Below are 23,631 nucleotides of genomic sequence, written 5' to 3'. Positions count from 1 at the left end.
GTAATATAATTATCAATAAGGGATAGTTGTGAAAGATTTATTTAGTTTTTTTAATAAGACACATAATATAAGTAAAATAGAGGGATTTAATGCGATTAAGATTGAATTAGCTTCTCCAGATATGATTAGATCATGGTCATTTGGAGAAGTGAGAAAACCAGAAACTATTAATTATAGAACTTTTAAACCTGAACGGGATGGTTTGTTTTGCGCTCGAATTTTTGGTCCTATTAAAGATTATGAATGTTTATGTGGTAAATATAAACGCTTAAAACATAGAGGGGTAGTGTGTGAAAAATGTGGAGTTGAAGTAACTCAAAGTAAAGTTCGTCGAGAGCGCATGGGTCATATAGAATTAGCTTCACCTACAGCACATATTTGGTTTTTAAAATCATTGCCATCTCGTATTGGTTTATTATTAGATATGCCATTGCGAGATATTGAACGTGTTTTGTATTTTGAATCATATGTAGTGGTTGAAGGTGGAATGACTAGTTTGGAATGTCGTCAAATTTTAACTGAAGAGGAATATTTAGATGCCTTAGAAGAATTTGGTGATGAATTTGAAGCTAAAATGGGAGCAGAAGCAATTCAAATTTTGTTAAAAAATATAAATTTAAAAAATGAATGTGAGTACTTAAGAGAATTATTAGAAGAGAATCATTCAGAAACTAAGCGTAAAAAAATATCTAAACGGATAAAATTAATTGAGTCGTTTTTATATTCTAATAATAAACCAGAATGGATGGTATTAAGTGTTCTACCAGTGCTTCCTCCTGATTTAAGACCATTAGTTCCATTAGATGGAGGTCGTTTTGCAACTTCTGATTTAAATGATTTATATCGTAGGGTGATTAATCGAAATAATAGATTAAAACGTTTATTAGATTTATCTGCTCCAGAAATTATAGTACGTAATGAAAAAAGAATGTTACAAGAAGCAGTAGATGCATTATTAGATAATGGACGTAGAGGAAGAGCGATTACTGGAGCTAATAAGCGTCCTTTAAAATCTTTAGCAGATATGATTAAAGGAAAACAGGGTCGTTTTCGTCAAAATTTGTTAGGAAAACGTGTGGATTATTCTGGAAGATCAGTAATTACTGTTGGTCCATATCTTAAATTACATCAATGTGGATTACCGAAAAAAATGGCTTTAGAGTTATTTAAGCCATTCATTTATGGGCAGTTAGAATTAAAAGGGTTGGCTAGTACAATCAAAGCTGCAAAAAAAATGGTAGATAGAGAAGAATCGATAGTGTGGGATATTCTTGAAGATGTTATTAAAGAACATCCAATTATGTTGAATAGAGCTCCTACATTACATAGATTAGGTATTCAAGCGTTTGAGCCGATTTTAATAGAAGGTAAGGCTATTCAATTACATCCATTAGTTTGTGCTGCTTATAATGCAGATTTTGATGGAGATCAAATGGCGGTGCATGTACCGTTGACTTTAGAGGCTCAGCTAGAAGCTAGAGCGTTAATGATGTCTACTAACAATATTTTATCTCCTGCGAATGGTGAGCCTATTATTGTGCCATCTCAAGATGTAGTATTAGGTTTATATTATATGACCCGAGAACGTATTAATGCTAAAGGAGAGGGAATGGTATTATCTAGTGCAAAAGAGGCAGAACGATTATATAGTTTAGGTATAGCGGAATTACATGCAAAAATTAAAATTCGTATAGTTGAATATGATTTAAAGGAAAATGGAATGTGGTCAAGTAAGAAAAATTTTATTGACAGCACAATAGGTCGTGCAATTTTTTGGATGATAGTTCCAAAAGGGTTGCCTTTTTCTTTAGTTAATCAAGTTTTAGGAAAAAAATCTATATCTGTCATGTTAAATTATTGTTACAGATTATTAGGTTTGAAATCTACTGTAACTTTTGCTGATCAAATTATGTATACTGGATTTTTGTATGCTGCTCGTTCTGGAGCTTCTGTGGGAATTGATGATATGATTATTCCTGTTAAAAAAGTTGATATAATTAATGCAGCAGAATCTGAAGTATCAGAGATTCAAGAACAATTTCAAACAGGGTTGGTAACTGCTGGAGAGCGTTATAATAAAGTTATTGATATTTGGGCTTCAGCTAATGAGCGAGTATCTAAAGCAATGATGGATAATTTAGCAACCGAAACTGTAATCAATAGCAATGGAGAGGAAGAGATTCAAGCATCTTTTAATAATATTTTTATGATGGCGGATTCTGGAGCAAGAGGATCAGCTGCTCAAATTAGACAACTTGCAGGAATGAGGGGTTTAATGGCTAAACCAGATGGGTCAATTATTGAAACTCCTATTACTGCGAATTTTAGAGAAGGATTGAATGTATTGCAGTATTTTATTTCTACACATGGTGCTCGCAAGGGATTAGCTGATACTGCTTTAAAAACTGCAAATTCTGGTTATTTGACTCGTCGTTTAGTAGATGTTGCTCAAGATTTAGTAGTTACTCAGGATGACTGTAATACTTTTTCTGGAATTACTATGAGCGCTGTTATTGAGGGAGGCGATGTAAAAGAGTCTTTAAGAGAACGCGTGTTAGGCAGAGTATTATTAGATGACGTATTTGAATCAGCAAGTGAGGGTGATAGAACTAGAATTTTGATTAAACGTAATACTTTACTGGATGAATTTTGGTGTGATGTATTAGATAAATATTCTATTGATATAGTAAAAGTTCGTTCTGTTGTGACATGTGATACAGATTTTGGGGTGTGCGCAAGATGTTATGGTCGTGATTTAGCTAGAGGGCAATTAGTTAATAAAGGTGAAGCAATAGGAGTAATAGCCGCTCAATCCATAGGAGAACCAGGTACTCAACTGACTATGCGTACTTTTCATATTGGTGGAGCTGCTTCTCGTGTTGCATCTGAATCTAGTATTCAAATTAAAAATAAAGGAACCATCCGCTTAAAGAATATTAAATTTGTTTTAAATAGTCAAGGAAAACTTGTTATTACTTCTAGGCATGCTGAATTGAAAATAGTAGATAATTTTGATAGAACTAAGGAAAGTTATAAAATACCATATGGATCTACGGTAATAAAAAAAGATGGAGAATTAGCGATTAGCGGAGAAGTAATCGCTTATTGGGATCCTCATACTATGCCGGTAATTTCAGAGGTAAGTGGGTTTGTTAAATTTGTTGATATGATAGATGGTCAAAGTGTTGTGAATCAAACTGATGAGTTAACTGGGTTGACTTCTATTGTGGTATTGGATACTTCTGAACGGGTGAGTAGTGCTAAAGATTTAAGACCTGCTATAAAAATTGTAGATAGTAATGGCAATGATGTTCTTGTTATAGGTTCAGATATTTCAGCTCAATATTTTTTGCCTGGAAGGAGTGTAGTGCAATTAGTGGATGGATCTAAAGTTGTATCTGGAGATATATTAGCTAGATTACCTCATGAAACTAGTGGAACTAGAGATATTACTGGTGGGTTACCTAGAGTTGCTGATTTGTTTGAAGCACGTCGACCGAAGGAATCTGCGATTTTGGCAGAAGTTAGTGGAGTAATTTCTTTTGGTAAAGAAACTAAAGGAAAGCGTCGATTAATGATTTCTCCTGTAGATGGGGAGGAGAATGGAGAGAGTTATGAGGAAATGATTCCTAAATGGCGTCATTTGAATGTTTTTGAAGGAGAATATGTAGATCGAGGGGATGTGATTTCTGATGGACCGGAATCTCCTCATGACATTTTAAGATTAAGGGGAATACATGCTGTTACTAGTTATATTGTAAATGAAGTTCAGGAAGTTTATCGATTACAGGGGGTAAAAATTAATGATAAGCATATAGAAGTGATTATTAAACAGATGTTAAGAAAGGCTATAATTACTCAATCTGGTAATTCAGATTTTTTAATAGGAGAACAAGTAGAGTATTCTCGTATTAAAATTGCTAATAGACGATTAGAAAGTGAAGGGAAATTAAAAGCTGAGTTTGTACGTGTTTTATTAGGTATTACTAAAGCATCATTAGCTACAGAATCATTTATATCTGCAGCATCTTTTCAAGAGACAACTCGTGTATTAACAGAATCTTCTGTAGCTGGAAAAAGAGATGATTTAAAAGGGCTGAAGGAAAATGTAATTGTTGGACGTTTAATACCGGCTGGAACTGGGTATTCTTATCATCAAGAGCGTATATTAAAACGTTATCCTGTATATAAAAAATATAATGAAGATATTATTAATACAAACATGATTAAACCTGAGGTTATTTCAGTGACGGCAGATGAAGCATCTGCAAATTTAACTGAATTGTTGAATGCGACGTAATATTTATTATCCAGCTCAATATCAATAATTATTGATAGAAATTAATATAATATTTATTTTTAATACCTTATCTTAAATTGTTTAAGATTGATGTGTATTATAGGAAATAAATTGAATAGGGTTATTAAAGTGTTTTTAGTAAATTAGGTTTGTATTTGTGCTATATTAATTTTAATAAATATTAAATTTTAAAAGAGAGAAATTAAAAGACTTGGCATAAATATTTAGTGTCTAAAGTGTCTGACATGAGTGAAAATCATAGCAATGTTATGGTGATTAGCTGTGTTAATAATCGATTTATCTCGAATAGATCCTCCTGGTTGTATGATGCATCGGATTCCCATTTCAGCAGCTATAAGTATTCCATCTGGAAATGGAAAAAAAGCATCAGAAGCCAAAACGGATCCTTTTATATTATTTGATATATGATGTTCTCTGAAGGAGGTTGCTATTTTTACAGAGAATGCTCTGTTTGTTTGTCCTGTTCCTATTCCAGTAGTTTGATAATTTTTACCACAAACTATAGCATTGGATTTAACAAATTTTACTATCGTCCAACAAAATAATAAGTCTTTCATTTCTTGATCAGTAGGATGAGAAGTAGTTACTACTTCTAAGTTTTGTAAATCGTTTTTAATATTATAATTATGGTCTTGTATTAATAAACCTCCTGAAATTCGTTTAAAGTCTATATTATTTGTTGTATTTGTTGATGAAATGTTAGAATTTTTCCACATACCTGATTTTAATACTCTTATGTTTTTTTTTGTAGATAAAATTTGAAGACAATCTTGGTTAATATCTGGAGCAATAATAGCTTCTACAAAGTGTTGTTGAACAATAGATTCTGCTGTTTTTTTATCTTGTAGGGATTGATTAAAAGCAACAATTCCTCCATATGCAGATATAGGATCCGCTTGATAAGCTTTATGGTAGGCTGTGTTAATATTATCAGCTGTTGCAACACCACATGGATTTGTATGTTTAACGATTACGCAAGTTGGTTGACTAAACATTTTTACACATTCCAAAGCAGTATCCATGTCTATAATATTATTATAAGATAATGGTTTTCCTTGAAGTTGTTTTGCAGTAATTACAAAACCAGTTATTTTTTGTTGAGAGTATTGTTCTTCTTGATACAGTGCAGCACGTTGGTGTGGGTTTTCGCCATATCTCATATTTTGTTTTTTTATAAATTTTGAATTCATGCAATTTATAATTTCAGGAAATTCTAGATGATTTAAAATTGGAATATTTTTATTAGTATTTTTAGAAATAGATTTGTTAAAGTTAGGGTGTTTTTTTGATTTTTTATTAAAGTAATCTAAGATGATAGAATCATATTTAGTTATGTATGTAAATGCTTTTTGAGCGAGAGTCAATCTAGTTTTTAAACTAATGGAACCATTATGCATAATCATTTCATTTAAAATCATTTTATAATCGTGATGACTGATTATAACAACTGTGTTTTTATAATTTTTTGCAGCTGCTCTTACCATATGAGGTCCACCAATATCTATGTACTCTAATATTTCATCTGAATAGTAATAGTGATTATTTTTTTCAAGCATTTTATCAAAGGGGTAAAAGTTTACTATTACCATATCAATAGGACGTATATTATATTTACGCATAGTTGCATCATCTAATTTTTTTCTACTTAATATTCCAGCAGATATTTTATGATGTAGTGTTTTAACTCGTCCATTCATAATTTCAGGAAAATTAGTATAATTGGATATTTTATATACTTTAAGTCCAGAGTTTGTCAGCATGTGCGCTGTACCTTCAGTAGATAGTAATTGTATTCCTTGTTTAGATAAGGATTTTGAAAAATCTACCAGACCGGATTTATCAAATACGCTAATGAGTGCTTGATGGATAGGTAATAATGACGACATGGTAATTGTCTTCCCGTTTTTTAGATTATTGTTAATAATATATTATTAAGTATTGATATGTGTTAATAATAATTATTATAAAGTTTTTAAAAATATTAATTTTTGTAAGAAAAGAAGTATAGTACTATGAAATCAATAGATAAGTTAAATAAAAATAATTTATTATCTTATTGTAAATTTATAATTTATTAATCTTTAAAAATCAAGAAGTTATATAAATATTGTTGACAGTATTAATGAAGTGTGTTAATAATAGGAAACTTTATATTGTTAAATGACAATTGAAGTGTATAGTGAATTTTTTATGATATGGAGATGATAATTTAAAAGTGTTTGAAAGGAGTTCTTATATTACAAGAAGGATAGAATAGTAAAGAGGTTTGTGTAGACACTTGAACATATGCATTTGAGTAAATTGAAAATAAAGTGAATGGGTTTTATAATTGCCATTCTGTATTAATTGAGGAATGGTGTGTTAGTTTTTAAAAATTGAAGAGTTTGATCATGGCTCAGATTGAACGCTGACGGTAAGCTTAACACATGCAAGTCGAGCGGCGAACGGGGAGGCATGTTTTGTTGTAAAAGATGAAATATGTGTTCTGTCCGGCAAGCGGCGAACGGGTGAGTAAAATCTGGGGATCTGCCCAATGGAGGGGGATAACTGTTGGAAACAATAGCTAATACCGCGTAAAGTCGATGAGACCAAAGTAGGGGACTTGTTTTTATTCTTTTTTGTATATTAAAAAAATGATATAAGGGAATGGATTGAAATAAGCCTTATGCCGTTGGATGAACCCAGACAGGATTAGCTAGTAGGTGAGGTAATGGCTCACCTAGGCGATGATCCTTAGTTGGTTTGAGAGAACGACCAGCCACACTGGAACTGAGATACGGTCCAGACTCCTACGGGAGGCAGCAGTGGGGAATATTGCACAATGGGGGAAACCCTGATGCAGCTATACCGTGTGTGTGAAGAAGGCCTTAGGGTTGTAAAGCACTTTCAATAGGGAAGAATTTAGTTTTGTTAATACCAAAATTAATTGACGTTACCTATATAAGAAGCACCGGCTAACTCCGTGCCAGCAGCCGCGGTAATACGGAGGGTGCGAGCGTTAATCGGAATTACTGGGCGTAAAGAGTACGTAGGTGGTTTATTTAGTCAGATGTGAAATCCCTGAGCTTAACTTAGGAACTGCATTTGAAACTGATAGACTAGAGTTTCGTAGAGGGGGGTAGAATTCCAGGTGTAGCGGTGAAATGCGTAGAGATCTGGAGGAATACCAGTGGCGAAGGCGGCCCCCTGGGCGAAAACTGACACTCAGGTACGAAAGCATGGGGAGCAAACAGGATTAGATACCCTGGTAGTCCATGCTGTAAACGATGTCGATTTGAAGGTTGTGACTTTGAGTTATGGCTTTCGGAGCTAACGCGTTAAATCGACCGCCTGGGGAGTACGACCGCAAGGTTAAAACTCAAATGAATTGACGGGGGCCCGCACAAGCGGTGGAGCATGTGGTTTAATTCGATGCAACACGAAGAACCTTACCTACTCTTGACATCCAAAGAACCATGTAGAGATATATGGGTGCCTTCGGGAACTTTGAGACAGGTGCTGCATGGCTGTCGTCAGCTCGTGTTGTGAAATGTTGGGTTAAGTCCCGCAACGAGCGCAACCCTTATCCTTTGTTGCCATCGAGTAAAGTCGGGAACTCAAAGGAGACTGCCGGTGATAAACCGGAGGAAGGTGAGGATGACGTCAAGTCATCATGGCCCTTATGAGTAGGGCTACAAACGTGCTACAATGGCGTATACAAAGAGAAGCGATCTTGCGAAAGTTAGCAAACCTCATAAAGTGCGTCTTAGTCCGGATTGGAGTCTGCAACTCGACTCCATGAAGTCGGAATCGCTAGTAATCGTGGATCAGAATGTCACGGTGAATACGTTCCCGGGCCTTGTACACACCGCCCGTCACACCATGGAAGTGGGTTGCAAAAGAAGTGAGTTGTTTAACCCTTGAAAAAGGGAGGACGTTTACCACTTTGTGATTCATGACTGGGGTGAAGTCGTAACAAGGTAACCGTAGGGGAACCTGCGGTTGGATCACCTCCTTACATTTAAGATAATGTGTGTAAGTAAAGTGTCTACAAGTATAAATGAATTCGTAATCTTTTTATAAAAGAAGTAGTAGTGATAGTCTATAATGTTTTTATTGAATGAAGGGTTGTTGAGTATTAATCTAGATATAGAAGAGTCCCCTTCGTCTAGAGGTTTAGGACACTGCCCTTTCACGGCGGCAACAGGGGTTCGAAGCCCCTAGGGGACATTAGTAAACTAGTAGTTAGAAGTAGTAGTGGTAGTGAGTGGTAATGTAGAATAAATCGAGTGGATATTTATTAGTTTTACTTTGTATTATTTTTGTTCTTTAACAAATTGGATATATAAATTTTTTATTTAATGTATAAGTATAATATATTTTTTATATTATATAAAATGCAAAATAGGTAAATTTGTTGTTATTGTTGTTAATAGTGAATGATATTATGTATAATTTATTACAATAGAGATTTCAAGTATTGCGAAGTTAAGTGATGTAAGCGTATACGGTGGATGCCTTGGCAGTCAAAGGCGAAGAAGGACGTGCAGATCTGCGAAAAGTATCGGCGAGCTGATTTGGAGCGTTATTAACCGATAATATCCGAATGGGGAAACCTAATGCAATTTAAATAGTGCATTATCATTTAGTAAATTCATAGCTAAATGAGGAAAACCAGAGGAACTGAAACATCTTAGTACTCTGAGGAAAAGAAATCAATTGAGATTCCCGCAGTAGTGGCGAGCGAACCGGGATTAGCCCAGAGCGTGTAGTATTACGATTTATATATTAAGAGAATGATTTGGAAAGATCAGCAATATAGGGTGATAGCCCCGTATCTGAAAATATTTAAGTTTGTAAGCTCGATGAGTAGGACGGGACACGTGGTATCTTGTCTGAAGATGGGGGGACCATCCTCCAAGGCTAAATACTCTTGACTGACCGATAGTGAACTAGTACCGTGAGGGAAAGGCGAAAAGAACCCCGGTTAGGGGAGTGAAATAGAACCTGAAACCGTATATGTACAAGCAGTAGGAGCAAGTTAAGTTACTAATGTTGTTTATTAGTAAAAATTGCAACTGCGTACCTTTTGTATAATGGGTCAGCGACTTATATTCTGTAGCAAGGTTAACTGATTAAGGGAGCCGTAGGGAAACCGAGTCTTAACTGGGCGTTGTGAGTTGCAGGATATAGACCCGAAACCCGGTGATCTAACTATGAACAGGTTGAAGGTTAGGTAATACTAACTGGAGGACCGAACCGACTAATGTTGAAAAATTAGCGGATGATTTGTGGTTAGGGGTGAAAGGCCAATCAAACCGGGAGATAGCTGGTTCTCCCCGAAAGCTATTTAGGTAGCGCCTCGTAAATTCATCTTTGGGGGTAGAGCTCTGTTTCGATTAGGGGTTCAAACCGAGCTACCAACTCGATGCAAACTGCGAATACCAAAGAATGTTATTACGGGAGACACACAGCGGGTGCTAACATTCGTTGTGGAAAGGGAAACAACCCAGATCGCTAGCTAAGGTCCCTAAGTCATGATTAAGTGGAAAACGATGTGAGAAGGCTTAGACAGCCAGGATGTTGGCTTAGAAGCAGCCATCATTTAAAGAAAGCGTAATAGCTCACTGGTCGAGTCGGCTTGCGCGGAAGATGTAACGGGGCTAAATCATGCACCGAAGCTGCGACAGTAATATGCTTGTTAAGTTTTATGTAAGTTTTTTGTCGTTTTATTTTGTGTTTTATGCAAAATAAATGATAAGAAGATGAGAAGAAAAATAAGTATTTTATTGGGTAGGGGAGCGTTCTGTAGGCCTGAGAAGGTGTGTTGTAAAACATGCTGGAGGTATCAGAAGTGCGAATGCTGACATAAGTAACGATAAAGCAGGTGAAAAACCTGCTCGCCGAAAAACTAAGGGTTCCTGTCCAACGTTAATCGGGGCAGGGTAAGTCGACCCCTAAGGTGAGGCCGATAGGCGTAATCGATGGGAAACAGGTTAATATTCCTGTACTAGATATAATTGCGATGGGGTAACGGAGAAAGCTAGGTTCGTCGAGGATCGGTAGTCTCGATTTAAGCAAGTAGATGGAAGAATTAGGAAAATCCAATCTTTATACATTGAGATGTGATGACTAGCCATTTAATTGGTGAAGGAATTGATGCTATGCTTCCAAGAAAAACCTCTAAGCTTCAGGTTATATCTAATCGTACCATAAACCGACACAGGTGGTTAGGTAGAGAATACTAAGGCGATTGAGAGAACTCGGGTGAAGGAACTAGGCAAAATGGTGCCGTAACTTTGGGAGAAGGCACACTAATATGTAGGTGAAGGAATATATTTATTATATACTTCTGGAGCTGAAGTTAGTCGAAGATACCAGCTGGCTGCAACTGTTTATTAAAAACACAGCACTGTGCAAACACGAAAGTGGAAGTATACGGTGTGACGCCTGCCCGGTGCCGGAAGGTTAATTGAGAGGGTTATTTTTGATAAAAAAAGAAGCTCTTGATCGAAGCCTCGGTAAACGGCGGCCGTAACTATAACGGTCCTAAGGTAGCGAAATTCCTTGTCGGGTAAGTTCCGACCTGCACGAATGGCGTAATGATGGTCAGACTGTCTCCACCCGAGACTCAGTGAAATTGAATTCGCCGTGAAGATGCGGCGTACCCGCGGCAAGACGGAAAGACCCCGTGAACCTTTACTATAGCTTGATACTGAATCTTGAATTTTGATGTGTAGGATAGGTGGGAGGCTAAGAAGTAAAGACGCTAGTTTTTATGGAGCCATCCTTGAAATACCACCCTTTAATGTTTGATATTCTAACTTTGATCCGTTATCCGGATTAAGGACAGTGTCTGGTGGGTAGTTTGACTGGGGCGGTCTCCTCCTAAAGAGTAACGGAGGAGCACAAAGGTTAGCTAATCACGGTTGGAAATCGTGAGGTTAGTGCAAAGGCATAAGCTAGCTTAACTGCGAGAATGACGGTTCGAGCAGATGCGAAAGCAGGTCTTAGTGATCCGGTGGTTCTGTATGGAAAGGCCATCGCTCAACGGATAAAAGGTACTCCGGGGATAACAGGCTAATACCGCCCAAGAGTTCATATCGACGGCGGTGTTTGGCACCTCGATGTCGGCTCATCACATCCTGGGGCTGCAGCAGGTCCCAAGGGTATGGCTGTTCGCCATTTAAAGTGGTACGCGAGCTGGGTTTAGAACGTCGTGAGACAGTTCGGTCCCTATCTGCCGTGGGCGTTGGAAGATTGAGAGGGGCTGCTCCTAGTACGAGAGGACCGGAGTGGACGCACCTCTGGTGTTCGGGTTGTCATGCCAATGGCATTGCCCGGTAGCTATGTGCGGAAAAGATAACCGCTGAAAGCATCTAAGCGGGAAACTTGCCTCAAGATGAGTCTTCCCTGAGGATTTATTTATCCTCCTAAAGGGACGTTAAAGACGATGACGTTGATAGGTCGGGTGTGTAAGCGTTGCGAAGCGTTGAGCTAACCGATACTAATGACCCGTGAGAACTTAACTTCGCAATACTTGAAATTTTTATATCATGATAATAAATATTTAAAACAATATAGATGCATATTATACACAAATTATATTGTGTTATGATTATTGGTTTTATAATAAATTTTTAATTAATTTATCAAATTTGATTTTATGTATTCTTAATATGAGTCGTTTGATTTTTACGGGGTAATCAGATATTTCTTGTAAAGATGTATAATGATTAATGAGGTACGTGCAAGATTTTATTTTATCTAATTCTTGTTTTTTTTGATGTATTAATTCATGTAGTGGATCATGAATTAATAAGGCGTTCTCTAAGTCAAATCTTAAAGCTCTAGGATTTATATTACTTCCAGTAAGTAATTGCCACTCATTATCAACCCATATTCCTTTGATATGATATCCATTATCACCTTCTTTCCATAATCGAATAATTAGTTGTTTGTTATCAATAAAGTTTTGTAGTTTTTTTAGAAAAAAACGCAAATTAACTTCATATAAATACGGTAGAGCACTAATAAACTTAAATGGTTTATATTCTTGATTAGGGTCATAAAAGTCGTTTGAAATTTTATCACCTACGATAATTTCTATAATTTTGTTTTGATATAATAAAGCATATATTACACGCATTAGTATATTGGGTATATTGAAATAAGGGGTACATAACACCATTTTATGTTTCACTGAAGATATCAAATGATATATTGTTTGATTAAGTATACTATTTTTTCCTAATCCAACTAACGGTGAAATCGATAATTCATTAAAATTAGCATTATTTTGATATGCATAGGAGGATTTTTTTAATTTATTTCTAAATGTAAGAATATGATTTTTACTTAATTTATTTGAAAAATTTTTTTGATTAAATTTTTTAACTACTTTTGAATTTAATAATACATTATCAATATATTCTAACATTATATCAGCTAGGTGTTTGTTTTTTATTACATGATATCGATCATGTCTATATTTATTATATATATGTAGATATTCGTTGTTTATATTAGCTCCGCTATATACTATTTTATCATCAATAATAAAACCCTTTAAGTGTAATACTCCTAATGCTTCATTAATATTTATTGGGATTCCAAATATTGAAATTTCAATATTTGGATATTTTTGGAATATATCATTATACCAATATGCATTAGTGTAATACGTAGATTCTCCAAATCTGGATCTTTGAGCTCTATACCAATCAACTATAATTTTGATTTTTATTGTTGGTCGAATTTTTTTGACATTTAGTACAGCATTGATAATATTTTGACCTCCTTGATCATTTTCTAAATACAAAGAAACAAGATAAATATATTGATAAGCTTGAGAAATGGAGTTTAGTAATTCAGAATGAAATTCTTTAGGATTATACAAAGTTGTAAAATATTTAGATTCTTGAGTAATTTTTGGCAATTCTATTAAAAATCGATCGTGTTTATCGTACTCAAATTGATTTTTATTTTTTTTTATATTGTAAAGCACAAAACATACCTATATATAAAAATATATAACAATCAATAGATAGTACTATATGTATTTTTTTTTATCAAAAGATAAATATTCTCTTATAATAAATATTTTTAATATTATTAATGTTGTATTGTTTTAGAAAAGATATTAATTAAAATGATGCCAATAATTATTAAAATAATACCAATAATAGAATAAATATCCATTTTTTGATTGTAAAAAAAGTATCCTACAAAAGTAATAAATATTATACCTAATCCAGCCCAATAAGAATAAGCGATGCCCATTGGTATAGTACGTAATACTAATGACAGTAGTATAAAAGACAAAGAATAACCTATTATTACAACAACAGCAGGATAAAATTTACTCAATCCTTCAGAAGCTTTTAATGAAGTTGTAGCAATTACTTCTGAAATAATAGCAACAAATAAATATAAATAATCCATATAGTTTTGATTTTTTATTGTTAATGATTGAAAGTAAGTTCTATTCACTTCCTACAACATGATATCTTTGTTTCACTTCCTACAACATGATATCTTTGTAAAGATATCATGTTGTAGGAAGTGAATAGAACAAAAAATGATTTGAGATTAATTAATTTTAAAAAATACATAATTACTTTTAAATTTAAAAAATTAATTAAGTCATTAAATATGAATAATGGTGGAGCTGGCGGGAATCGAACCCGCGTCCAGAATTCTGTTAATTTATAGTTACTACATGTTTAGATCTTAAAATATATTCATTGAAAACAAACTAAGATCAGTTATTAATTTTCAATTAGCTTTAATTATTTTAAACGTAGTGTGAAAAGCTACACATTTACGAGTACTCTTATTATTATGACCTTTTTATATACATATAAAATTTAATTCATTTGTACACACTTAAAATTAAGAGTAATTTTAAGTGTAAAAGGGAATCTCCAATGGTTTAGTTTGGTTAAGCTGCTAATGCAACAGATTCAGTATATTTATTATTTGCAATTATTTTTTTGAGATTTTTTTTCGAGGCCTATCTCCCCTCGACATGCACTATAAATTTTGGATATCCCGTCGAATCCAAAATCAGCCCCATTATCACAGCAGTATCATTGTATCATTAACATTATACAAATACAACATTATTTAATATATTTAATATAGTTACGTTTTTCAGTTTTCCATTGATTTTTATTTCTAATATGTCTTTTATCATAATTTTTTTTTCCTTTAGCTAAGCCAATATTGGCTTTAACCCAAGAATTTTTCCAAAATAAATCCAAAATAACTATAGTATAGTTGTAACGTTTAATTTGTTCTTTTAAAAATAGTAATTCTTTTTTTTTTAATAATAATTTTCGGATACGATTAGTTTCATAAACGGAAGTATTATTAGTATTTTTTTGAAAAAAAGAATTGTACATATATGCTTCTTGGTTTTGAAAAGACACATAACTGTTATCAATAATAACTTGTTTGAATCGTATTGATTTAACTTCCCATCCTAATAATACTAATCCAGATTCTATTGTCTTTTCAATAGAATATTTATAGTATATACTTTTATTTTGTATAATTTTATTAGAATTTGATTGGTTCATTTTTTATCTTAATCAATAAAAACATCAATTTTTATATTATAATGTGGAGCATATAACTATATAAATGTTATTGTGTTTTATTTATTTTAAAATACTTATTGTTAAATAATGAATTATATATAAATATGAAAATAAGGTGAACATGCATTATATAAAATGTTTGTCTGTTGTTCCTTACAGTGTAGAACAAATGTTCAATTTAGTAAATGATGTTAGTTCTTATACTGAATTTATTCCAGGTTGCAGAGAAGTAGATATTATACTACAAAATAGTACCGAGTTAATTGCTGAAGTTCATTTAATTTCTAAAGGAATAGCTCAATCTATAACTACTCATAATTTTTTTGTAAAAAATAAAAGTATTTTAATTTTTTTAGTAAATAGCCCATTTAAATCGTTTTATGGATGTTGGAAATTTATTCCTATAACTAATGTAATTTGTAATATTGAATATATTTCTTGTTATGAATTTAAATCTATTTTAAACAAAAAACTTTTTCATTGCTCTTTTCAGAAATTATATAAAAATATAATTAAAATATTTGTTTTAAGAGCTGAAAAGATCTATGGTTATTGATAGATAATTTTAATTTTTAATAATGTAAATTTAAATGAAATAAATATAATAGTCTTTATTAATTCATTTTTTTATATTGCTTAGGATATGTAAATTGATTAGTATATCTTTTTGATCAAATGTTAAAATTGTAGTTTGATATTGTAATGTATCATTATTATTTTGATTATGATATACATAATACCATATGTTTGATCCAAAACAGTTTTGTAATGTAGGTGTGATATTAATATTTGAAAGAATTTCAGATTTTGTCATACCGATATGAATTTTTTGGATATCTTGTTTTGTAAGATATGATCCTTGTTCTGTATGTGAATTATTTGAATAATTGAATTGATGAATACAACTACAATTAACACTGAATACCATCCATATATAATAATATGTATGGATGGTATTCAGTGTTTTTATTTTTTTTATAAAATCAGTATATATTATTTTAATCAATTTTTTGAATTTTTAATTACATATAATAGTATTGTAAAATTTATTCTATAATGATAAATAAGTAGTATTTAGTCAAATTAAATAATGTAATTTAATTATTTTTTTGCCCAGCCTAGTTTAAGAGTTAAATTTTTGAAATGGTTATAAGTGTTTGGATGAATTAAATCAAGGAAATAATTACTTTGTTGTACTACGATTTCTTTTTTTCCACAAATATTAATAGGTGTTTGATTATCACATCCTAATTTTATTTTAGATATAATTTTAGAGAATTTTAAAGAAATTGTACTTTTATTATCGACTACAATTGGACGTGATGATAAGGCATGCGGACATATTGGAACTAAAACAATAGCATTTGTTGTAGGAGTTAAAATTGGTCCTCCAGCAGAAAGAGAGTATGCTGTAGATCCGGTTGGGGTAGCAATAATCAATCCATCTGATCTAGAAGAAAAAGCAAATTTATTATTGATATATAACTTAAATGCAATTATATGTTTAATTGTATTAGTATGTAAAATTACTTCATTAACAGCAGTACCTAATTTAAATAAAGTATCGTTTTGTTTTAATTTTATATCTAATAAAAATCGTTTTTCATTAATAAAATATCCTGAAAGTATTTTTGATAATTCTGTTAATGCAGATCTAGGATTTAAATCAGCAAGAAATCCTAAAGTTCCTAGATTAATTCCAATGATTTTAATATTATGTCGAACAAGAATATTTGCAGCTCTTAATATATTGCCATCTCCGCCGATAATTATTGCTAAATCAGCAAGATTTCCTATGTCTTCTAAATTTCCTATAATTGCTTTTCGTATATGTAATAAATTAGCAATATGTTGTTCTATTATTACTTTTATACCTTGATTACATAACCATTGGTATAAAGTATAATATATATTAATTGCTTGAGGATAATGAACATTCCCTATAAGACCGATAGTATGGAAAATAGAAATAGTCATGCTGTTGAATCCTTTCTGTATAAATGATAATTTTTATTCATTGTAAATGAGTATTGAATACCTGTTATTCATCCTTATAATAATTGCATTATAAAATATATAAATAAGAAAACGGAGAAAATTAATGACAGATAATAACAAAGATAATCTTGATGATAGTATTTCTTGTATTAATACAATAAATTCAAAAGAAGAGTCATCAGAATCTATCTCCAATACGGATAATATTATTGATTTAAAAAATGATCAAATCATTAAATTGGAAATGAAATTAGCTCAACTTAAAGAACACGAAAGAGATACTGTTTTACGTCTTAAAGCCGAAATAGAAAATATTCGTCGGCGAAATACACAGGAAATAGAAAAGACACATAAATTTGCTTTAGAAAGATTTATTCTGGAATTATTACCTGTAATTGATAATTTAGAACGTACATTGAGTATCATTGATCGAACAGATAATAATTTGTCTGTGATTTCAGAGGGTATTGATTTAACTTTAAAATCGTTTTTAGATACAATACGTAAGTTTGGAGTAGAGTCTATACATGAAGTTCATGTTGATTTTAATCCTGAAATACATCAAGCAATTTCTGCAGTAGAATCTCAGGAATGCAAATCTAATCAAGTATTAACAATTATTCAGAAAGGGTACCTGCTTAATGGTAGATTAATTCGTCCAGCTATGGTTACAGTATCTAAATCTAAATGTTAAGATGAAAAATTATTAGATAGAATTATATTATTAAATATAATTAATGATTATTATTTTATATGTAAAAGTACTTAATTTTTGATGGGATAATTAACTTTTATTTAAAGTAATAGATTGTTAGTGATTTGTTTTAAAGTAGCTTTGTGTTTAGCACATAAAGTTAGGTCTTGTATTGGCTATTTATTATTAAAATGAATAGTAGACATATATTATTTTATTTGTGTTAAACATAAAATTATGTTTTTATAATTTCCAATTGATAATTTTTTTATTATGTTTTAATAAAAATACATTAGTTTTAGAAAAATGTTTACATCCTAGGAACCCGTAATGAGCTGATAAAGGAGAAGGATGAGAAGAATTAAGAATATAATGTTTTTGATGATCTATAATTTGTCCCTTTTTTTTAGCATAGTTGCCCCATAGTAAAAATACAATATTTTTTCGGTATATATTAAGTATATGTATTATTTTATCAGTAAATTTTTCCCAACCAATATTTGCATGAGAACAACTTTTTCCTGCTTCAACAGTTAAAATACTGTTTAGTAACAATACTCCTTCTTGAGTCCAAGATTTTAAGCAACCGTGTTTTGGAGGAATAAATCCATTGATGTCAGTTGATAATTCTTTATAAATATTTTTTAATGAAGGAGGTGGATTAATTCCAGGAGAAACAGAAAATGCAAGTCCATGAGCTTGATTAGGTTGATGGTAAGGATCCTGTCCCAATATTACGACTTTTACAGATTTGAATTCGGTAAAACGAAATGCATTAAAAATATCATTTTTTTTGGGATAAATAGTGATTCCTAATTTACTTTTTTGATTTAAAATATTTAAGATATTTTTAAAATAAGGAAGTTTTTTTTCTTTTGATAAAAAGAGTTTCCAGGTGAATTTTTGATTCATAAAAGATAATTTTATATAATAAAATTTATTAGTATAGTATTTATTTTAAATTAATAATAACTTATTACAATTAATATTATTATTTGTAATTAATATAGTAGTTTTTTGATTAGTATTTGGAAATATAAAAATATTAACATGAAATATATACGTAATTTTTCTATTATTGCTCATATTAATCACGGTAAATCAACATTATCTGATCGATTCATTCAGATTTGTGGAGGATTAAATGAACGTGAAATGAAATCTCAAGTTTTAGATTCTATGGAATTAGAACGAGAACGTGGTATTACTATTAAAGCACAGAATGTAACTTTAAATTATTTATCTAAAAGCGGTAACAGATATCAATTTAATTTAATCGATACTCCTGGACATGTTGATTTTTCGTATGAAGTATCTCGTTCTTTATCAGCATGTGAAGGTGCTTTATTAGTGGTCGATGCATCTCAAGGAATTGAAGCACAGACTATAGCTAATTATCAAATTGCTATAAAAATGAATTTAAAAATTATTGTTGTATTAAGTAAAATAGATTTATTAACAGCAGATGTTAAACAAATATCTATTAACATACAAAATATTCTTGGTATTGATGAAAAAGATATAATTTTATGTTCTGCGAAAACTGGATTTGGTGTATCTAATATATTAGAACGTTTAATTTGTGATGTTCCTTCTCCTCAAGGAAATCCTGATGCTCCTTTACAGGTATTAATTATTGATTCATGGTTTAATAATTATTTGGGTATTGTATTATTAGTATGTGTTAAAAATGGAGTAATACGTAAGGGTAATATTGTAAAATCTATGAGTACAGGTAAAATTTATGTTGTAGATCAAGTGGGAATATTTACTCCAAAACAGATAAAACGTGAGTTATTAAATTGCGGAGAAGTAGGTTGGTTAATATGTTCTTCTAAACATTTTACAGGAATTGAAGTAGGAGATACTTTAACTTTATTGAAGAATCCATCAAAAACTCCATTGCCTAAATTTAAAAAAGTTCAGCATTTTGTATATGCTGGATTATTTCCTATTGGTACTACGACTCAAAAGATATTTTCTGATGCTTTATATAAGTTAGGTTTAAATGATCCATCTTTACATTATGAACCCAATAGATCTGCATATCTCGGTTTAGGTTTTCGTTGTGGATTTTTAGGATTATTACATATGGATATTATACAAGAAAGATTGAAAAGAGAATATTCTGTAGATTTCATTATTACTGCTCCGGAAATAATTTATGAGATTTTAACTATTGATAATAAAATAATATCTGTAGATAATTCATCAAAGTTTTTATCTATAACTAATATTAAAGAGATACGTGAACCTATCGCGTTATGTAGTTTTGTGTTTCCAAAAATATATCTTGGAGGAATTATTGAATTATGTGTTGAAATTCGAGGTATTCAAATATCTTTAAATTACAAAGGGGATCAAGTAATTTTAGTTTATGAGTTACCTATGTCAGAGATAATATTGAATTTTTTTGATCGAGTTAAATCAATATCTAAAGGGTATGCTTCTTTTGAATATAAGTTCAATCGATTTCAAGTATCTGATATAGTATGTTTAGAAATATTAATTAATAAACAACGTATTAATGAATTAGCTTTAATTACACATCGAATGATAGCTGAAAAGAGGGGTCGTATGCTAATAGATAAGTTGCAATCATTGATATCAAGACAGCAGTTTGACATTTCAATTCAAGCAGCTATTGGAAGTCGTGTTATATGTCGTAATACTGTAAAACAGTTAAGAAAACATGTTACATATAAATGTTATGGAGGGGATATTACCAGAAAAAAAAAATTATTGTATAATCAAAAAATTGGAAAAAAAAGAATGAAAAAATTAGGTAATGTGAATTTAACGCATGGGGTTTTTCTGTCTCTTTTGAGCAAAAATCATTGATATAGGCATTAAATATTTATTCTATTGTGAGTTATATATGATTAATATATTTTCTTTTGTTTTGATATTAATTACAGCGGTGTCAGGAATTTTTTGGATGATAAAAAAATTATATATAATAATAAATAAACGAAATAAATTAGAAAAAATGAATTTAGCAGGAATAAGAAATTATTTTTTGAATTCAAATGGTGCGTTTAGTACATTTTTATTATTTTTTTTAAAATTATATGAATTCATATCTTCTATGTTTCCAGTGTTGTTAATAATTTTTATATTTCGATCATTCATTTTTGAACCATTCCAAATACCATCTGGCTCTATGATGCCTACTTTGTTAATAGGAGATTTAATTTTAGTGAATAAATTTGTGTATGGAATTAAAGATCCTATTAGTCATAAAACTTTAATTGATTTTAATAACCATCCAAAGCGTGGAGATTTAGTCGTATTTAAATATCCTAAAGATCCAAAATTGAATTATATTAAGAGAGTGATAGGGGAGCCTGGAGATAAAATAATTTATAATATAATAAGCAAAAAGTTAATAATATTTCCTATAGGAAAGGATGGTCTTTATAGTAAAGAGTTATCAATTACTTATAGTGATATTAAATTAAGTGATTTTATTCAGATTTTTCATAAATCTAAAACTGGAACAATAAGTACAGATTTTATAAAAATTAAAGATTCGAATTCAACAAAAGATTATTCTTCTGGAATTAGATTAGTTAAAACGACAGAGTCACTAAATGGATTGAATCATAGTATTTTAACCATGATTTCTCCTGGAGATATTAGATTTATGGATATGTATGATCAATATTCCAGTCATTTAGTATCTGAATGGCTTGTTCCTGAAAATGAATATTTTGTAATGGGTGATAATAGAGATAATAGTTCAGATAGTCGTTATTGGGGATGTGTTCCTACTAGAAATATCATTGGAAAAGCTGTGATAGTTTGGATGAGCTTTAAAAAACAAGAAGGACAATGGCCTACTGGTATTCAGTTTGATAGAATAGGAAGCATAATACAATAAAAATATCTGAAAGTTAAATAAGATAATAAATGATTATTAATATTTAAAATAATAAATTATATGAATTTATGAGATATATGGATTTTAAGTGTTTTTTATATGAATTTTGTAGATTTTAATGTTCTTCAAGAAAAATTAGGGTATTTTTTTAGTAAGTTAGATTTATTAGTATTAGCTTTGACTCATAGAAGTTTTAGTAAACAACATAACGAGAGATTGGAATTTTTAGGAGATTCTATATTAAATTATGTGATTGCTAGTGTGTTATACCATAAATATAATCATATTAGTGAAGGAGATATGAGTAGAATACGTGCTAATTTAGTATGTTCTGGAACTTTAACGATGTTAGCTAAAGAATTTAATTTAGGAGAATATTTAAAATTAGGTCAAGGTGAGTTAAAAAGTGGAGGTTTTCAACGAAAATCTATTTTGGCTAATACTGTGGAAGCTATAATAGGAGGGATTTTTTTGGATAGTAATATAAAAGTTGTTGAAATATTAATTAAAAATTGGTATAAATTTCATTTAAATATGATCAGTTTTAAAAGTAATCAGAAAGATCCTAAAACTCGTTTACAGGAATATTTACAACGACGCCGGTTACCTTTACCTATATATTATGTAAATCAAGTGCAAGGTCAAGCGCATAATCAAGTATTTACTATATTTTGCCAGGTTAGTCAATTAGCAAATCCAGCAGTAGGTTTTGGATCTAGTATACGAAAAGCAGAACAATTAGCAGCAAAAAATGCATTAAAGATATTAATATCGTATGATAATACGGATAATGTAAATTTTAAAAATTATTAATTTATATGTAGGAAAAAAATTTCATAATAGATATTGTTTACTATTAATTGAGTATTGGTATTTTTAAGTCATTTTGGTTTATTAAATTAAAAATCTAAGTTTTATTATATAAATAATTTGAGTGGAATACAGTTATGTCTGATTTATTGTTAGCTTTAAATATTGATCATATTGCTACTATAAGAAATTCTCGAGGTACTAAATATCCTGATCCTATCTATGCTGCGTTTATAGCAGAACAGTCAGGAATAGATGGTATTACTGTACATTTAAGAGAAGATCGAAGACATATTACTGATCGAGATGTAAAATTACTTCGAGAAACTATACAAACTACTATGAATTTAGAGATATCAGTAGCAGATGAGATGATTGATATTGTATGTGAGGTAAAGCCTAATTATTGTTGTTTAGTTCCTGAAAAACGTCAAGAATTAACTACTGAGGGTGGTTTAAATTTAATTAACCAGATAAACAAATTAAAAGATATAGTGTCTAAGCTACAGGATATTGGAATTAGAGTTTCATTGTTTATAGATCCTGATGAAAAACAAATAGATGCAGCGTATACTATTGGAGCTTCGTGTGTTGAGTTGCATACAGGATCATATGCTGAGTCTGTAAGTCAGAATGACATTAAAATTGCTGATATAGAGTATAAACGCATAAAAACAGGTGTAAAATATGCTAATAGTTGTGGTTTTATAGTAAATGCTGGGCATGGACTTAATTATAATAATGTTCAGAATATTGCAATGTTGACTAAGATAGAAGAATTAAATATAGGACATTCTATTTTAAGTAGAGCTATGTTTGATGGATTACCTAAAGCAATTCTGGATATGAAGAGATTATTAATAGAATCGAGGAGAATCAATAGTGATTCGGGGAATAGGAATAGATATAGTAGAGATAAATAGGATAAAAAAAATAGTAGTATGTAGTGGAGATAAATTAGCTAAGCGTATTCTTAGAAAATCAGAATTAGAAATATATTACAATAAAAATAATTCTATTTATTTTTTGTCCAAGAGATTCGCTGCAAAAGAAGCAGCATCAAAAGCATTTGGAATAGGTATGACTCGTGGAGTGACTTTTAATCAGTTTGAAATATTTAATGATGATTATGGAAAGCCAGTGTTACGTTTATTTTCTTGTGCTGCTCAGTTAGCTAAGTCTTTATCTTTAAAAAAGACATATGTCACTTTAACTGATACTCATATGTATGCTTGTGCAGTAGTAATTTTAGAATGTTAATGTATTTATTGTTTTTGTATATTTATTTTTTAAAAATAAATATATATTTGTGTATTTATATAAATAAAATTATAACAAAAAT

At 30.8% G+C, this 23,631-nt stretch carries 15 protein-coding genes, 1 tRNA gene, 2 rRNA genes and 1 other RNA gene; 11 read left to right on the top strand and 8 right to left on the bottom strand.

From position 1 onward, the window contains the following. Positions 1-28 precede the first annotated feature (28 nt). Positions 29-4,300: a DNA-directed RNA polymerase subunit beta' gene (gene rpoC / locus Bfest607_RS02810; protein WP_500838223.1), complete on the top strand. Its 4,272-nt coding sequence runs from the start codon at positions 29-31 to the stop codon at positions 4,298-4,300. Between the two features lie 224 nt (positions 4,301-4,524). On the opposite strand, the gene purH is transcribed toward rpoC, so the two are convergent. Further along, positions 4,525-6,207 carry a bifunctional phosphoribosylaminoimidazolecarboxamide formyltransferase/IMP cyclohydrolase gene (purH, locus tag Bfest607_RS02805; protein WP_500838222.1) on the bottom strand — a complete coding sequence of 561 codons (1,683 nt, stop codon included), beginning with the start codon at positions 6,205-6,207 and terminating at the stop codon, positions 4,525-4,527. A 486-nt stretch (positions 6,208-6,693) separates the two neighbouring features. Between purH and Bfest607_RS02800 the strand changes: the two genes are divergently transcribed. The 3 genes from Bfest607_RS02800 (at position 6,694) to Bfest607_RS02790 (ending at position 11,832) form a co-directional block, all read left to right on the top strand. Then, positions 6,694-8,318: ribosomal RNA gene (locus Bfest607_RS02800) — 16S ribosomal RNA — on the top strand. A 139-nt stretch (positions 8,319-8,457) separates the two neighbouring features. Further along, positions 8,458-8,530: transfer RNA gene (locus Bfest607_RS02795), tRNA-Glu, on the top strand. A 257-nt stretch (positions 8,531-8,787) separates the two neighbouring features. Next, positions 8,788-11,832 (top strand): 23S ribosomal RNA (locus tag Bfest607_RS02790). Together the 16S and 23S rRNA genes with 1 tRNA gene alongside form the textbook arrangement of a ribosomal RNA operon. A 95-nt stretch (positions 11,833-11,927) precedes the next feature. Here Bfest607_RS02790 and pssA read toward each other — a convergent pair. From pssA to smpB, 4 genes are all read right to left on the bottom strand, one after another. Further along, positions 11,928-13,307 carry a CDP-diacylglycerol--serine O-phosphatidyltransferase gene (gene pssA / locus Bfest607_RS02785; protein ID WP_500838221.1) on the bottom strand — a complete coding sequence of 460 codons (1,380 nt, stop codon included), beginning with the start codon at positions 13,305-13,307 and terminating at the stop codon, positions 11,928-11,930. Positions 13,308-13,414: 107 nt separating this feature from the next. Further along, the gene (locus tag Bfest607_RS02780; protein WP_500838596.1) at positions 13,415-13,744 is read right to left on the bottom strand and encodes a DMT family transporter; all 330 of its coding nucleotides are present in this window, start codon (positions 13,742-13,744) and stop codon (positions 13,415-13,417) included. 218 nt (positions 13,745-13,962) lie between these two features. Further along, positions 13,963-14,376, bottom strand: a transfer-messenger RNA (tmRNA) gene (ssrA, locus tag Bfest607_RS02775). 48 nt (positions 14,377-14,424) lie between these two features. Next, the gene (gene smpB, locus Bfest607_RS02770; RefSeq protein WP_500838220.1) at positions 14,425-14,883 is read right to left on the bottom strand and encodes an SsrA-binding protein SmpB; all 459 of its coding nucleotides are present in this window, start codon (positions 14,881-14,883) and stop codon (positions 14,425-14,427) included. Positions 14,884-15,025: 142 nt separating this feature from the next. Here smpB and Bfest607_RS02765 point away from each other — a divergent pair, with 142 nt between their 5' ends. Further along, positions 15,026-15,460: a type II toxin-antitoxin system RatA family toxin gene (locus Bfest607_RS02765; RefSeq protein WP_500838219.1), complete on the top strand. Its 435-nt coding sequence runs from the start codon at positions 15,026-15,028 to the stop codon at positions 15,458-15,460. A 63-nt stretch (positions 15,461-15,523) separates the two neighbouring features. Here the strand turns inward: Bfest607_RS02765 and bamE are convergent, their stop codons facing one another. Next, positions 15,524-15,832: an outer membrane protein assembly factor BamE domain-containing protein gene (bamE, locus tag Bfest607_RS02760; protein WP_500838218.1), complete on the bottom strand. Its 309-nt coding sequence runs from the start codon at positions 15,830-15,832 to the stop codon at positions 15,524-15,526. Between the two features lie 173 nt (positions 15,833-16,005). After that, positions 16,006-16,881: an NAD(+) kinase gene (gene nadK / locus Bfest607_RS02755; RefSeq protein ID WP_500838217.1), complete on the bottom strand. Its 876-nt coding sequence runs from the start codon at positions 16,879-16,881 to the stop codon at positions 16,006-16,008. A gap of 124 nt (positions 16,882-17,005) precedes the next feature. Between nadK and grpE the strand changes: the two genes are divergently transcribed. Beyond that, complete coding sequence (grpE, locus tag Bfest607_RS02750; protein ID WP_500838216.1) at positions 17,006-17,596, top strand: nucleotide exchange factor GrpE; 591 nt, start codon at positions 17,006-17,008, stop codon at positions 17,594-17,596. Between the two features lie 243 nt (positions 17,597-17,839). Here grpE and ung read toward each other — a convergent pair whose 3' ends face one another. Further along, entirely contained in the window at positions 17,840-18,508 is a 669-nt protein-coding gene (gene ung / locus Bfest607_RS02745; RefSeq protein WP_500838215.1) for a uracil-DNA glycosylase, read from the bottom strand. 138 nt (positions 18,509-18,646) lie between these two features. Here ung and lepA point away from each other — a divergent pair, with 138 nt between their 5' ends. The 5 genes from lepA (at position 18,647) to acpS (ending at position 23,549) form a co-directional block, all read left to right on the top strand. After that, positions 18,647-20,437 carry a translation elongation factor 4 gene (lepA, locus tag Bfest607_RS02740; RefSeq protein WP_500838214.1) on the top strand — a complete coding sequence of 597 codons (1,791 nt, stop codon included), beginning with the start codon at positions 18,647-18,649 and terminating at the stop codon, positions 20,435-20,437. 37 nt (positions 20,438-20,474) lie between these two features. After that, a complete protein-coding gene (lepB, locus tag Bfest607_RS02735) occupies positions 20,475-21,479 on the top strand; it encodes a signal peptidase I (protein WP_500838213.1) in 1,005 nt (334 codons plus the stop codon). A 99-nt stretch (positions 21,480-21,578) separates the two neighbouring features. Continuing rightward, on the top strand, positions 21,579-22,292 hold the full coding sequence (gene rnc / locus Bfest607_RS02730) for a ribonuclease III (RefSeq protein WP_500838212.1): 714 nt from the start codon (positions 21,579-21,581) through the stop codon (positions 22,290-22,292). A gap of 134 nt (positions 22,293-22,426) precedes the next feature. Continuing rightward, complete coding sequence (gene pdxJ / locus Bfest607_RS02725; protein WP_500838211.1) at positions 22,427-23,212, top strand: pyridoxine 5'-phosphate synthase; 786 nt, start codon at positions 22,427-22,429, stop codon at positions 23,210-23,212. Beyond that, on the top strand, positions 23,169-23,549 hold the full coding sequence (gene acpS, locus Bfest607_RS02720) for a holo-ACP synthase (protein WP_500838595.1): 381 nt from the start codon (positions 23,169-23,171) through the stop codon (positions 23,547-23,549). The genes pdxJ and acpS overlap by 44 nt, the downstream gene beginning before the upstream one ends. Positions 23,550-23,631 lie beyond the last annotated feature (82 nt).

The sequence above is a fragment of the Candidatus Blochmannia festinatus (nom. nud.) genome (genome assembly GCF_059936355.1).
Note: the sequence above shows the minus strand (reverse complement) of the source record. Positions and strands in the feature narration are given on the sequence as shown.

Coding starts and splice junctions, on each gene's coding strand:
- lepB (WP_500838213.1), top strand. CDS start 20,475: ATGATTAATATATTTTCTTTTGTTTTGATATTAATTACAGCGGTGTCA.
- nadK (WP_500838217.1), bottom strand. CDS start 16,881: ATGACTATTTCTATTTTCCATACTATCGGTCTTATAGGGAATGTTCAT.
- lepA (WP_500838214.1), top strand. CDS start 18,647: ATGAAATATATACGTAATTTTTCTATTATTGCTCATATTAATCACGGT.
- Bfest607_RS02780 (WP_500838596.1), bottom strand. CDS start 13,744: ATGGATTATTTATATTTATTTGTTGCTATTATTTCAGAAGTAATTGCT.
- bamE (WP_500838218.1), bottom strand. CDS start 15,832: ATGGTATTCAGTGTTAATTGTAGTTGTATTCATCAATTCAATTATTCA.
- grpE (WP_500838216.1), top strand. CDS start 17,006: ATGACAGATAATAACAAAGATAATCTTGATGATAGTATTTCTTGTATT.
- Bfest607_RS02765 (WP_500838219.1), top strand. CDS start 15,026: ATGCATTATATAAAATGTTTGTCTGTTGTTCCTTACAGTGTAGAACAA.
- rnc (WP_500838212.1), top strand. CDS start 21,579: ATGAATTTTGTAGATTTTAATGTTCTTCAAGAAAAATTAGGGTATTTT.
- purH (WP_500838222.1), bottom strand. CDS start 6,207: ATGTCGTCATTATTACCTATCCATCAAGCACTCATTAGCGTATTTGAT.
- pdxJ (WP_500838211.1), top strand. CDS start 22,427: ATGTCTGATTTATTGTTAGCTTTAAATATTGATCATATTGCTACTATA.
- ung (WP_500838215.1), bottom strand. CDS start 18,508: ATGAATCAAAAATTCACCTGGAAACTCTTTTTATCAAAAGAAAAAAAA.
- smpB (WP_500838220.1), bottom strand. CDS start 14,883: ATGAACCAATCAAATTCTAATAAAATTATACAAAATAAAAGTATATAC.